Below are 12,469 nucleotides of genomic sequence, written 5' to 3' on the forward strand. Positions count from 1 at the left end.
ATTACTGAACGCAAGTTTCAACGTTAATAGAGGGTCTCTCACCAATAGCAGAAGGAGCTGTGTAGGTGATAGCACAATTTGAGTCTGCGTCAGTAGGAGCTGTAGTGTAGCCAGTGTAACCTTTATAATAAATTAGGATTTGAGCTGGATCCGAATTCGGTACAGGATTAGTTAGATAATCGTTGCCAATATCTGAGTCTAATAGATCATTCAAATTATCAAGTGTTGCATCTGGATAACCGTACACTGTTTCCACAGTGATGTTATTACCAATGTCTACCGTACCTGTTTCGGCATTGGCTTGGCCATTGATCAATGCTTTGCCATAGACCACTGACGAAGCAGATTCCAAAGCTCCGGCAATTCCCTGTAATACAGAATCACGCGCATCATCTTGAAGGTTCAAAAACTTAGGTGCTGCGGTTACCGCTAGAATACCCAGCAGTACAATAACAATGATTAACTCGATTAGGGTAAAACCCTGTTGTGTTGATACTTTTTGCATAATTAAACTTCCTAGGTATTAATTAAAAAACAGTAACCTGGCCAGTGGCTGGGTTGTAAGTGAAACCGTCGTACGTTGTGCCGTCTGGCGTTCCGTCTGCCGGTGCTGAACTATTAGGTAAACCCATAGATTCAACTAAGTAGTAAACACAAAGTGTATTTGCACCTGAGTCGTCCTCACGAACGGCATATCTGAAATCAGCAACAACGGTGTCGTTCGTCGACGTTGTGTTTGTTGGTGCTGACTGAAGAATTAGGTCAAATACGTTTTTGCATTCAGTGTCGTTAACGGTAGAAATAAGTGTGTTGCCTGTAGAGCTTCCCGTTGGGTAACCAATGGTGCCGTCTACCCCTACTTGCGTTTGATCGTAAGTGATTACAGTGCCGTTCCCATTTCCATTGTTTCCGCTCGGACGGCCTTCAACTTCCCACTGCGCTCTTACAAGACCTACCGCGGCTGCAAAACCGCCGGCAACACCTTCAACACTTGCTTCACGAGCTTCATCAGTAACATCAATAAAGCGTGGTAATGCTGTGGCCGCAAGCAACCCTAGAATGATTACAACAATTATCAGCTCGATTAGCGTAAAGCCTTGTTGTTTGGTGTTCATAACATCTCCTTGATGACGATAAAGGCGAATTGTGCCGCCGTTTAATCAACTGTTTCTTTGCCTGACAACGCCGCTACCAGCGTTATATTCAAACCAAATCTCTCTTCCCCAAAAGAATGCACATTGTAAGTGACCGTTTGCATACTGGTCGCTTACAGTCACTGTTGACAGCGCTTCACCTTCTCTTAAGGTTGCAAGTGTCAGCATGTATTCGCACGCATTCCCCTGTTCTTTTTCAAGCCCTTCGGGCCAGCCTTTTTCATTAATGTATAGCTCTGCCGCCACATCTTTGCGCTGTTTAACTTTGCCACCAGCGTCAAACTCAGTTTCGTAAATAAGCACAGTATCTTGCTTAGTCTTTATCCATTGTGCCCTGGCTAACATCACCACTCGCTGAAACTGTGCAACCGCGTTCTCTTTGTTAACCTTTTCCGCTTCATCAATAATTGGTGTCGCGTAAAACACGTATGTTGTCCCAATAACAGCAAGCAATACGCCTATAACAACAAAATTAAGTAACCCCGTTTTGGTGCTTGCCACGCTTTTCCCCAGTTATAAAGCGCTTTATCAGCCGCCTTTCACCGCCGACATCATGTTCCACATTGGCGTAAATATGCCAAGCGCCAGGATCAATACCATTACCGCAACAAAACCAATCAAAATAGGTTCGATTTTGGCCGTTAAACTTTTCAAGTCGAAGTCGACTTCACGTTCGTAATAGTCAGCACTTTCTTCTAACAATGGTTCTAGTCGCCCCGTCTCCTCACCTACTGCAATCATCTGTAGTACAAGTGTAGAAAACAGTTCGCTATTTTTCGAAACTCTAAGCAAACTTTCGCCTTTTTCGATCCCTTGCCGCATTTCTTTGATGCGCTTTTGCATGTGCGCGTTGTCAACGGCGTCGGCAGTAAGTGAAAGCCCTGCGGTTAACGGCACGCCTGCACGTAAGATCATTGAAAAACTTCGGCTATATCTTGAAAGTAATGATCGCTCAATAATGCTGCCCACGATAGGCAACTTTAGTTTAAATTTGTCCCATTTGAGTCGTCCATTAGTCGAACTAACGTATTGTTTAACAGCGAAAATCCCTCCCACAATCACAATAATTAGCAGCCACCAATAGTTCACAAAGAAATTGGAAGTTCCAATTAACACGCGGGTCATAATTGGAAGTTCAGTGTCAAAGCGCTCAAACATTTGGGTGAACACTGGCACAACAAATAGATTCAAAATAAACATGGCAATTGCTAGCGCAATTAACACAAAAGTGGGATAGCGCAGCGCCGATTTGATGCGCTTGCGGGTTTCTTGCTCGCGTTCGAAATAGAGGGCAAGCTGTAGGAATACGTCGTCTAATTTACCGGTATTTTCACCTACCACCACCACGGATATGGTAAGTCTCGTAAACACTTTTTCATATTTAGCCATGGAAGAAGACAGACTTCGTCCCTGCTCTAACTGGTCTGCAATATCTTTCAAAATCTCTTGAAAGCGTTTATGCGATGCATTTTCGCTTAGGCCTTTAATGGCGCGAATAATGGGAATACCGGCCTTTAGCAATGAGTACATTTGGCGGGAGAATATGATCATTTCATCCAGTCCCACCTTTTGTTGAAATAAACGCGTGATATCGAAGCCGTCTCCTTCATTTTCTGCACTGCGTTTTTTTGATTCAACAATGGTAAGAGGCACAATGTTTTGTGACAGCAAGGCTTGTGCTGCGGCTTGCGATGACGCGGCTTCAATAACCCCTTTTTGAGGCCCGCCTTGCGTTGACTTACCTGCGTACTTGAACTGTGGCATTAGTGATTCACCACTTCAGGAACAAATTCAGCGACTTTGAACACTTCATCTAAAGAAGTTTTGCCCTGAGCTGCGTAGTCCAGTGCCATGTGAGATAAAGGAACAAAGTCTTTATTCGCCTTAGTCGCATCTACGAAGCCCTGCGTGTCGTCTTCACGCAAGGCCTCCATCATGTCCTCGTTCATTTCCAGAAATTCAAAAACACCTATCCGGCCTTTGTATCCTGTGTGATTACAACTGTTGCACCCGCGCCCTTTATAGAAGGTGGCAGTGGCTAATTCAGGTTTCAAGAAGCCAACCCACGCTTGTTCTTGGGCGGTTGCAGGCTTTTCTTCTTTACAGTTTTCACACACCCTACGAACCAGACGCTGTGCAAGCACTCCTCGTAATGAAGTAGCAACCAAATACGGCGCCGCGCCCATATCGATAAGGCGAATAGCGCTGGTTACTGAGTCGTTGGTGTGAAGCGTACTTAATACCAAATGGCCGGTTAATGCACCTCGAAGACCAATCTCTACGGTTTCTTGGTCACGCATTTCCCCCACCATTATAATGTCAGGGTCTTGACGTAACGTAGTGCGAAGAATGGCGGCAAAGTCCAGCCCAATTTTGGCATTAACCTGAACTTGGTTGATTCGCGGTAGACGGTATTCAATGGGGTCTTCAGCCGTTATGATTTTAAGGTCAGGCTTATTGAGTTCGCTAAGTGCCCCATACAGAGTCGTAGTTTTACCGGAACCCGTAGGCCCCGTTACCAGGATCATACCGTGGGGACGATTAATGGCAGCTCTAAATTTCTCTGCCATAGCATCGGGCATACCGGTTTGGTCTAGCGTTAGTAGGCCAGCAGACTGGTCTAACAAACGCATAACAACCGCTTCTCCATTGGCTACCGGCATGGTCGACACACGCACATCTAAGGTGTGTCCTTTCACTTTAATATTAAATCGTCCGTCTTGTGGAATACGCTTTTCAGATATATCCAAGCCAGACATGAGTTTGAGTCGTAGTACCAGCGCCGACGCTATTTTCACTTGGTTGAGCGTGTTTTCTTGCAAAACGCCGTCGACACGTTGACGAATACGCAGGATTTTTTCATCGGGCTCGATGTGAATATCTGATGCCCTAACTTGAACGGCATCTTCAAATATGGAGTGAAGTAGCTTAACGACCGTGGCATCCGAGGTGGTGTCATCAAGGGCTGACAACTCAAAATCAGCCTCGTCTGCATACTCTTCACCTAGTTTTTCAGCAAACGACGCAATGTCCTGGGTACGGCGGTAAACAGAATCAAATGCCTCTAGCATTTGGTTCTCTTGTACAATAGCCAGCTCAATGGTTCGAGGAGCGACTAACGGGCCCAGCTGGTCTAAGCCTCCCAAGTCCGTTGGGTCGCTCATGCCCAGCAGCACTTCATCGTCGTCCGCCTCTAACACCAAGGCACGGTAGCGACGTGCGTAAGTCTCTGGGATTAGCTGAGCTTGCTCTGGATCTATACGGCGCTGTGTTATATCCAAGAAAGGAATATTTAGCTGCTGTGCCAAGAAGCGGAGAAGCTGAGGTTCGCCGATAAAGCCCAAATCGATAAGTGTATCCCCCAGTTTGCGCCCTGACGTTCGCTGCGCCGCAAGCGCATTGTCAAGCTGCTCACTGGAGATAATGTTTTCGTGAACGAGTAAGTCGCCAAGGCGCATCTTTAATCGAGGTCGCATTAAGGCTGCTCCTGTAAATCAGTTAGACGCGAGTTTGCATATTGTGCAGATGCAGAGGAAAGCCCGCCAATGGCGAGTGCCCTGGAATAAGATGATATCGCCAGGCGCTCATCTGCCAATGCGTCATAATTCACCCCTAGTGCCAACCACCATTTCGCATTATTAGGCTGTAGCGATGTCATAGCGCTGAATGCTGATATCGCTTGCTCTGACTTATTGATGGTTTGAGCAGAGGTGCCCTTTAAAATTAGATAGTCGGCACGGCCTTCGGCTAACGCTTTAGCATCCAAGCTATCAGGCATCAAATTCAATACTTCTTCGAAGCGGCTTTCCTGCACCAGAATTTTGGCCATTAGCTCTCGCCAAATTAATTCGCTAGGCGAGATCACAATGCCCTCTGAAAGTACCTGCAGTGCCTGTAAATTATTGTTTTGTCCAAAATAAAGTGCAGCTAGCTGCTTGCGCGCCTCGTCATTTTGCGGAAAGGTTGCCAGTGCTAGCGTGAAGCTTTTTTGAGCCTCATTAAAAATGCCAAAGTTATACGCTTTAAGTCCTGCTTCTAAATGCATTGCACTTTGTCGTTCAGGTGACTTAGGTGCTACCTCAACTACAGGCTCTCTGGTTATGATATTTGTGGGTTTAGGCTCTACGGCCTTCGAGCTTGAGGGTTGTGTTTTGCTAACCGCAGACAGTTCTGATTGAGGGCTACTGGCGTTTGCGCTGTTATTGACGCTTGACGCATTCACATCATCAGCTGTGCTGGTTGCTGATACCGTAGTTGTAACCCTTTTTCTGTATTGAGCTTCATCATCTTCTAATGACTCATCAACGGTATTGAAAACCAACTCAGCCACATCTGACGCACGGTTTTGTAGCGCCATATCACTTTCAGATAACGGGGTCGATTGCATTCCTTGTGACGGCGCATTTATATCTGCTGTGCTATCGGCAACGCGCTCTGATATTGTACTTTCAGCAGGCGGGTTGTTAACGCTCGGGGCACTTGAAACGGCCGTTGTGCTTAATTCATCTTCATTTTTTTCGCGATGGGAAGTACCAGATAAAAGTGTAATTACTAACCATACTACAAACACCAAAACGGCGATGATCATGAGCGCTTTTGGCCAAACTGGACGTTGACTGACTTCAACGGTTGGCGGCAAACCAAAGTCTTCACTTTTATTGCGTTCATCCAGTGACTTTAAGGTGTCATTCAAAATACTCATATGCCACCTGCGCCGTATACATGTAGTACACTTGCAACTGCCACCACAGCAAGCGACAAAATAACAAGACTCTGCCTTGGGACAAGTCTGCGTTTACAGTCATGTGTATCGAAAACGGCGCTTAGTGTATGTGACCAGGTCGCCGACGCCTTGCCCTGACCATATGCGCGCAAAAGAATCTTATGACAAACTATGTTAACCAAGCGAGGCGTACCCTTGGTAACCAACGCTATAAATGCGCGCAGTCCTCTAGATATCAACTGCTCGTTACCACCTGCTGTCGTCAACCGGTGACCAATGTAGTAATCGACTTCGGCTGACGTCATTGTGCGTAAAGTGTAAGAAAAACTTATTCGCTGGCGGATTTGTCTTACTTTAGGGTTTGCCAGGTTGTCATCAAGTTCAGGCTGTCCAAACAAGACAATTTGAAGCAGCTTACTTTTTTCCGTTTCCAAATTGCTAAAAAGACGCAGCATCTCAAGAGCATCCCAACTCAGCGACTGCGCTTCGTCAATGATTAATACCGCTTGTCGCCCCTCTTTTTTAAGGGCTAATAGCTTTGTCTCTATTGCATTATGCAAGCCTTGATTATCACTATTTCCTTCCGTAACAATACCTAACTCTTTCGCAAATGCTTGGCGTAATTCATCAGGCGAAAGGTATGGATTGGGTAAATAGCAGGCTACAAATTTATCAGACAGATGATTAATTAATTTACGGCATAACAATGTCTTACCTGTACCGACTTCACCGGTTACTTTTATAAAGCCTTCAGACATACTTAATGCTGATAAAATGACTTTTAACGCTTCATTGTGTGGCGCAAGCGCACAAAAGAAATCCGTATTCGGGGTAAGCGAAAACGGCATATCTGTGAAGTGAAAAAAGCCCTGATACATAATTAGTTTCTATACCACTGATCAAGTAATGACTGAGTGCGAAGACGTTGTTTTTCCCACGTGTCCGGTTGCACAACTGATGGGCGTATCAAGATCACCAGCTCGCGCTTACTTTGCGTTTTGGCTTTGTTTTTAAACGCGTTACCAATGAATGGAATGTCGCCCAACAAAGGCGTTTTTGATTCTTGCTCACTGGTAACGGTTTCCATCAAACCGCCAATCACGACAATTTCTCCATCGCGGGCACGAATTACCGTATCTGACTCTCGGATATTACTTTGTGCCAGTGGCAGCAAGATTTGCTGATCGCCCACCTGAATGACTTTAGTCTGCTCTGCCGTTTCCGTTACTGATGGGTGAACGTGCAATATAACCGAGCCGCTTCTGTCAATTTGAGGGGTAACATCTAAGGCAATACCTGAAAAAAACGGGGTAAGTTCGATGTCATTTTCGTTTTCGGTTTGTGTCGCGCTTTGATCTTCACTGGTCGACACATCGGTGACAAAGTATTCGTCCTGACCGACTTTAATCACTGCTTTCTGGTTGTTAGTGACGGTCACTCTGGGGTTACTCAACATCTGAACATCACCTTGGGTTTGCAGCATATTGATAACGCCGTCAAAGTCACCTCGGGAAATTCTCAATGTAGAAACGCCGCCAATATCTGTAGATATTGAGTTCCCTATGCCGTTAACTGCATTAATGGCTGGATCTATACCTGCAGCGGTATTTGCAGCAAAGTTTGACGCTATAGCTCCGCCGCTGAAGCCAAAGTTCACACTGCCCGTCAAGCCGCTTGCAATGCGATCCCAGCGCACGCCTTGCTGATAGCCATCGTTTAGCGTGACTTCAATAATGCGCGCTTCTAATACCACCTGTCGCTGTAAGCTCTCTTGGCTTTGGTTTAAAAAGTCTTTCACCACTGCGATTTCGCTGGGCAATGCTCGAACGGTCACTAAGCCTGCTTGGGGTGAAACCACAACTTGGCGACCTTCTGTTGGAGAGACCAGTACTTTTAGTGCCTCCTTTAAATCGCTCCAAAAGTCGTTTTCACTGGTAGTCTGAATGTTTGAGCCATTGAGCTGTTGGATGTTATTGCCGCCAAGTCCGCCTTGGCCTCCAAAACCACCCTGACCACCTAGCGCGTTCCCGCTAATGTTATTATTGCCGTTAATTCCACCGTTGTTGCCACCATTGTTTTGGTCTTGCTCACTTACCCCACCGGCAATAACGCTTACGTTAGATACACCGAAGCGCTTGATCATAAGAAAGTTAACCGGGATAGATTCCGTCTTTAGTTGAGAAGGCATAACCTGAATTACCTTCCCTTCTAAAAACACGTCTAACGGATACATTCTCGAAATAATGGTTAACACATCTTCTAACGCCACTTCTTTGAGCGTTAAGCTAATTTGCCCTGACACGGCTGGATGAACGGCGACACTGTAAGGTGTGTCTTCAATTAACGCGTCGAAAAACGGACGCACGTCTACATTGTTAGCAGAAACTGCGAACATTTTCTGTGATGTTGGCGCAGGTAACGCTTGATAACGGGCAACCTCTGCCAGCAGTTCTTGATTAAGCTGAGGGGGCGGTGTTGGTTTACTTGATGTCGTATTCTGAGAACGTGCTAGTTCATCGCGAATATGAGGTTTTACTTCCTCGCCAACACCATAAGATTGGCAACCTGCCACAACTAACGCTGCAGACAAAACCAATGTGTTAACAATGAGGCTATTTTTTAATTTCATATGCATACATTCTTAGTATTTTCTGCTGACGTCCGTCAGTGATAACCACGTTCTTGGGGTTAATTTTTGATACGGTGTATTCGTTCAGTGTGTCGCCCACGCGGTAAGATTTACCCGATATGATCGCGCTATAACCTGTACTGCGTTTAAAGATAGATTGAAGTGCTAGCTCTCCTGCTACCGCTTCATCATTGCTAGACACTGATGCACTGGCGATTGCAGGCCTAGTCGGGTCGACAGACGCAACTGCAGGTAAGCATGTTGCTATCGCTAAAGCTGTGACCACAATTCTTAACCGTTTCACACTCTCTCCTTACAGCGAGATAAAGGTTTCATTATTGCTTACCGTTGCTAACCCCAGTGCTAACGTGGCACTTGGGTAAGCTTCAACGTTGTAAGCAAAATCTGTTACTACGACTTTTTCAGGGGCGGCTTGAAGGCGCGCTAGGTAGCTACGCAGGTCAAAGTAACTTCCCTCAATAATTAAGCGCATGTTATGACGGTAAAACGGTGTGCTTTGAGACTCACCGTCACCAAAGCGTACTGTTTCGGTAGGCTCGACCTTAAAATTCACTAAACGTACGTTGTCTTCTTCGTTTAGAAGCGTCATAAGCAGCTCGGGCATTCGATCGGCTGCGACAAACCCTTCATTAAGTGAAAGTAGTGCCTCATCAATTGATAGTAGGTCTTTTCTGGCCTTATCGAGTTCTAGCTGCGTGCGCTTTGTATAATCGATGGTTAGCGCTTCTTGAATAGCATCTCTTTGAATGACCAATGCTTTGTGCTCGCTCTCCTTTCTGATGACTGCTTTATCGGTTGCAGACAAGTCATCAAGTGCAGGCGAAACACCGAACCAGAAGAATAGATAGATAATGAGAGCAAAACTCACCCATGTAATTAGCTGTTTTTCTCTGCTTTCAAGAGCGGAGAATTTCTCAGAGAGCTGCTGGTACTGATTCATCAGCGTCTCCTTCAAAATCTGTGGATATCAAGAATTGTTTCACGTTTTCTTTGCCGTCTACTTCATCAAACTGCACTGAAGAAAATGACTTACCTTGGAAAAACGGAGACTGCTGCAACTTTTTAAGCCACACAGGTATAGATGAAGGCGCCAAGGTTTGGCCTGACAGGCGAATGGTTTGTGTATCGATATCAATACTCGTCAGCCATAGGTTCTGATTGTGGAAATTAGCCAAGTCGTCCATCACCTCGCCGTACTTTGTTGCGTCAAATGACAACTCTCCGCTATCAAGATACGCTAACAGACGTCTTCGGTTTTCAATTTTGGCGTTCACCTTTTCAAGCTGTTGCTGAAGCGACTGGGTGTCTCGTTTCTTCTCGAGTGCAGCGCTTAAGGTTTTAATTTCGCTATTCAGTTGGCTAATCGCGTTTGTTTTTTCATTTAACTTTTTCTGCTTCGCCCCCAACGTAATATTGAGCGCGATTACCACCACCAACATGACACCTATTGCCGCGCCATTAAGCCAAAGTACCTTCGAGAATGGTAACCGCTCTTTCTTTGGTTTAAGAGAGTCCTGATAGAGGTTTATCGTTCTTTTCATGCCACCTCTCTCGCTGCAACAAGTGCACTTGCTAACGCAAAGTGGCAGGCAGGTTCAACTACATCGGCTAAATTAAGCTGTGAAGTAAAGACATTCATGGCAACGGGCTGAAACGGCTTCAGCCGTTCGATCACTGGCACACAGTCAAATTGAGTTTTAAACAGAATTTCTTTTAAAGGCGGCTGCTTAAGTTGCGACTCATAGAAATCCATTGAGCGTTGAATTTCTAATCCCAAAGTATCACTTAGCTGTGACAGGTCTGTTTGCTCATTAACTTTGCTTACAAATCCACGTAAGCGACGTGCCAACCAAATAGCCTGAGAGCGCACTATCATTAAAAACGGTTCACTGTTGGGCTCTTGGATGATGAGTAGTCGCGCATAGTCATCATTTGGCACCATTTCAGTTGCTAACACTTCTTTGGTGTGGATATGTGTAAGCTGCTTGTCTTTCTTTTTTGCCATGCTCGCTGCGACGGCAGCAAGTGAGGACCTTTCGGCAGCGAATACATTTATCTTTTGGCCGCCACTCCGACTTTTAACCGGGTAGTCGACATAGTCTAAAACCATGTTGCTGGAGTCATAGGGAACCAGCTCTCCGAGAGTCCACGGTAACGCTGTTGTAATATCCTCTTCTGCCATTTCTGGCTTATCAACCTGTACCATGTGGTACATATGCTGTGAAAGCACTATAGAAACATTACAGGTCGACTTAGCAAACGGGCTTAACGCCGCCGATAGCTGTTGCTTGAGAGGCTGATGCTGATCATAGGGAATTGAAGAAACAGAATTAAGTGAAACAGCGTCGCCACTGCGCTCTATAGCCACAATGTGTAGCTCAGAAGCACAGACCGATACGCCTACAGTGACGCTAGTTTTTTTACTTTTCGAAGAAAATAAGCGTGAAAGCATATATCTACTTAATTCGTTAATGCCGAGTATTATCTTATAATCAACAATACCTTATGGCGCCAATAAGTAACATGGCATTAACTCAAAAGTAGACTAATTATCTAAATAGAACAAATACCTATATAAGCATAGGCCTATATTGTGCACCCTCGTTTATGTGGCCAGTTTAATCGCTTAAATTTGTTACTGTTCCATTTGCAGGAAAATAGTCGAAATACGCGCCGCTACTTAAGCTGAAGCGACACCAATAGTTGTCTTCGTTCTCTTCAAGTTCAGCATAGTAGTCTGCATGGATCTTAAAGCCGTCCACGCGCAGTGGTGTCGCCATTAGCGACGTCCATATTTTTTCACACCCTTCACTAGAAAGCTCTGCGGTCGGCCATCCGTTGTGATTCATTCGCACCGGAGTACGATTCGTTTCTTTGCCCGACTCGTTGTAGTGAATCAGCATTATCATAGTGGTGGGTTGGCGGACTCGCCATTGCCAGTGAGACGAGACGACGTGACGCTTAAACGTATCTAGATTTAGTGCAAATGCGGTGATTGTGGTGTCTTGCTCGTCGGTATGAAGAAAGTTGATAGTGACGCCAAAGGTAATTGCAAAAATAGCTGCAATAGCCGCTTTAAAAACATTAGACGTGGAAGGTTTCTTTTTGTTGGTTTTATTCATTGTCGATTCCCCATGCCTTTGTTCAAGTCGTTAGCGCTTGTTAGGCATTGTTCTATTTTATCGACATTTTGAAGAAAAAATGAAGTAGGTATAAATAAACCTTAAGAATTTCTGGTTAAAAACGAAGGCTCAGCATTATGGCAACGGCTTGTGCAATATCGTAATTCCCCAAAAATCACCGTCTTTTTGCTTTAATTGCCAGCCATTTTTTATGAGTAATTTTCGGGTGTAATAGTTAGTCATACCATGCCCGAATAGCACTATCCGCTCGTGTTTCTCACACAGTTTTTCAATACGCTCGGAAACAAGATTAACCCTTTGCTTGGCAGCTTTGAAACTTTCAAATCGACCTTTAAATCCTATAAACCATAATGCACGGCTTAAGACGACCCAGTGCCAACTGCGCAAGGTGAACGGAAGTTTGTAGTAAGGAATATCCATTTCTTTAAGATGGGGCAACTCTTCATCAATTTGAGTCGCGCCGTAATAAGCCGCAGACAATTTAGCCCTTAGTAACGGGCTAACCACAATGTAGCTGTCGTCGATATGGGTCTTCTGCTTTGGGTGACTTGTTGGATCGAGTATCGATTTATCATAGTTACGCACCCACTGAGCATATTGAGCTGAGTTTACTTTGTCATTATGCGCCGAGAGAGGCTTACCGTGTCTAATAAGTACGACTTCCTTGACGGAAGTATTGTTTATCACGTCCATGTTCATTTTAAGTCGTCTACTTTATCCTGCTGGGCTAGCTAATCAATGGCGATTGAGCCACCTTATTGCTTTTCAAGCAAAGATGGCTCCTTCTAATGCGTAACTT

The 12,469-nt window shown here is 45.1% G+C and carries 14 protein-coding genes; all 14 read right to left on the minus strand.

Annotation, left to right across the window (positions count from 1 at the left end; genetic code table 11):
* Window position 1 precedes the first annotated feature (1 nt).
* Window positions 2-505 (minus strand): type II secretion system protein, encoded by a 504-nt coding sequence (locus tag MHN00_RS18155; protein WP_075177603.1) that lies wholly within the window; start codon window positions 503-505, stop codon window positions 2-4.
* Between the two features lie 22 nt (window positions 506-527).
* A complete protein-coding gene (locus MHN00_RS18160; RefSeq protein WP_014978004.1) occupies window positions 528-1,115 on the minus strand; it encodes a prepilin-type N-terminal cleavage/methylation domain-containing protein in 588 nt (195 codons plus the stop codon).
* Between the two features lie 45 nt (window positions 1,116-1,160).
* Window positions 1,161-1,655, minus strand: a complete 495-nt coding sequence (locus MHN00_RS18165; RefSeq protein ID WP_171336929.1) for a hypothetical protein — start codon at window positions 1,653-1,655, stop codon at window positions 1,161-1,163.
* A gap of 27 nt (window positions 1,656-1,682) precedes the next feature.
* Complete coding sequence (locus MHN00_RS18170) at window positions 1,683-2,918, minus strand: type II secretion system F family protein (protein WP_171336930.1); 1,236 nt, start codon at window positions 2,916-2,918, stop codon at window positions 1,683-1,685.
* The gene (locus tag MHN00_RS18175) at window positions 2,918-4,630 is read right to left on the minus strand and encodes a GspE/PulE family protein (RefSeq protein WP_039236887.1); all 1,713 of its coding nucleotides are present in this window, start codon (window positions 4,628-4,630) and stop codon (window positions 2,918-2,920) included. The genes MHN00_RS18170 and MHN00_RS18175 overlap by 1 nt, the downstream gene beginning before the upstream one ends.
* Window positions 4,630-5,856 carry a tetratricopeptide repeat protein gene (locus tag MHN00_RS18180; RefSeq protein ID WP_239302012.1) on the minus strand — a complete coding sequence of 409 codons (1,227 nt, stop codon included), beginning with the start codon at window positions 5,854-5,856 and terminating at the stop codon, window positions 4,630-4,632. The genes MHN00_RS18175 and MHN00_RS18180 overlap by 1 nt, the downstream gene beginning before the upstream one ends.
* A complete protein-coding gene (locus tag MHN00_RS18185) occupies window positions 5,853-6,755 on the minus strand; it encodes an AAA family ATPase (protein WP_061439063.1) in 903 nt (300 codons plus the stop codon). Before MHN00_RS18185 ends, MHN00_RS18180 begins: the two co-directional genes overlap by 4 nt.
* A gap of 2 nt (window positions 6,756-6,757) precedes the next feature.
* Window positions 6,758-8,506, minus strand: coding sequence for a pilus (MSHA type) biogenesis protein MshL (gene mshL / locus MHN00_RS18190; protein WP_061439061.1), 1,749 nt, complete (start codon window positions 8,504-8,506; stop codon window positions 6,758-6,760).
* Window positions 8,490-8,810: an agglutinin biogenesis protein MshK gene (locus tag MHN00_RS18195; RefSeq protein ID WP_014947895.1), complete on the minus strand. Its 321-nt coding sequence runs from the start codon at window positions 8,808-8,810 to the stop codon at window positions 8,490-8,492. Before MHN00_RS18195 ends, mshL begins: the two co-directional genes overlap by 17 nt.
* 9 nt (window positions 8,811-8,819) lie before the next feature.
* Window positions 8,820-9,467, minus strand: coding sequence for a type II secretion system protein M (locus MHN00_RS18200; protein WP_061439059.1), 648 nt, complete (start codon window positions 9,465-9,467; stop codon window positions 8,820-8,822).
* The gene (locus MHN00_RS18205; RefSeq protein ID WP_061439056.1) at window positions 9,442-10,068 is read right to left on the minus strand and encodes a PilN domain-containing protein; all 627 of its coding nucleotides are present in this window, start codon (window positions 10,066-10,068) and stop codon (window positions 9,442-9,444) included. The genes MHN00_RS18200 and MHN00_RS18205 overlap by 26 nt, the downstream gene beginning before the upstream one ends.
* Complete coding sequence (locus MHN00_RS18210; RefSeq protein ID WP_156085765.1) at window positions 10,065-10,979, minus strand: agglutinin biogenesis protein MshI; 915 nt, start codon at window positions 10,977-10,979, stop codon at window positions 10,065-10,067. Before MHN00_RS18210 ends, MHN00_RS18205 begins: the two co-directional genes overlap by 4 nt.
* A 166-nt stretch (window positions 10,980-11,145) precedes the next feature.
* On the minus strand, window positions 11,146-11,649 hold the full coding sequence (locus MHN00_RS18215; protein ID WP_239240361.1) for a hypothetical protein: 504 nt from the start codon (window positions 11,647-11,649) through the stop codon (window positions 11,146-11,148).
* A gap of 135 nt (window positions 11,650-11,784) precedes the next feature.
* Window positions 11,785-12,369, minus strand: coding sequence for a phosphoglycerate mutase family protein (locus tag MHN00_RS18220; protein WP_168462950.1), 585 nt, complete (start codon window positions 12,367-12,369; stop codon window positions 11,785-11,787).
* Window positions 12,370-12,469 lie beyond the last annotated feature (100 nt).

It is taken from the genome of Alteromonas sp. Cnat2-8 (genome assembly GCF_022348355.1).
Classification (GTDB): Bacteria; Pseudomonadota; Gammaproteobacteria; order Enterobacterales; family Alteromonadaceae; genus Alteromonas; species Alteromonas macleodii.

Excerpts from the sequence above, each read along its gene's own strand:
- MHN00_RS18155 (WP_075177603.1), bottom strand. The coding sequence starts at position 505 with ATGCAAAAAGTATCAACACAACAGGGTTTTACCCTAATCGAGTTAATC.
- MHN00_RS18160 (WP_014978004.1), bottom strand. The coding sequence starts at position 1,115 with ATGAACACCAAACAACAAGGCTTTACGCTAATCGAGCTGATAATTGTT.
- MHN00_RS18170 (WP_171336930.1), bottom strand. The coding sequence starts at position 2,918 with ATGCCACAGTTCAAGTACGCAGGTAAGTCAACGCAAGGCGGGCCTCAA.
- MHN00_RS18175 (WP_039236887.1), bottom strand. The coding sequence starts at position 4,630 with ATGCGACCTCGATTAAAGATGCGCCTTGGCGACTTACTCGTTCACGAA.
- MHN00_RS18180 (WP_239302012.1), bottom strand. The coding sequence starts at position 5,856 with ATGAGTATTTTGAATGACACCTTAAAGTCACTGGATGAACGCAATAAA.
- MHN00_RS18185 (WP_061439063.1), bottom strand. The coding sequence starts at position 6,755 with ATGTATCAGGGCTTTTTTCACTTCACAGATATGCCGTTTTCGCTTACC.
- mshL (WP_061439061.1), bottom strand. The coding sequence starts at position 8,506 with ATGAAATTAAAAAATAGCCTCATTGTTAACACATTGGTTTTGTCTGCA.
- MHN00_RS18200 (WP_061439059.1), bottom strand. The coding sequence starts at position 9,467 with ATGAATCAGTACCAGCAGCTCTCTGAGAAATTCTCCGCTCTTGAAAGC.
- MHN00_RS18205 (WP_061439056.1), bottom strand. The coding sequence starts at position 10,068 with ATGAAAAGAACGATAAACCTCTATCAGGACTCTCTTAAACCAAAGAAA.
- MHN00_RS18210 (WP_156085765.1), bottom strand. The coding sequence starts at position 10,979 with ATGCTTTCACGCTTATTTTCTTCGAAAAGTAAAAAAACTAGCGTCACT.
- MHN00_RS18215 (WP_239240361.1), bottom strand. The coding sequence starts at position 11,649 with ATGAATAAAACCAACAAAAAGAAACCTTCCACGTCTAATGTTTTTAAA.
- MHN00_RS18220 (WP_168462950.1), bottom strand. The coding sequence starts at position 12,369 with ATGAACATGGACGTGATAAACAATACTTCCGTCAAGGAAGTCGTACTT.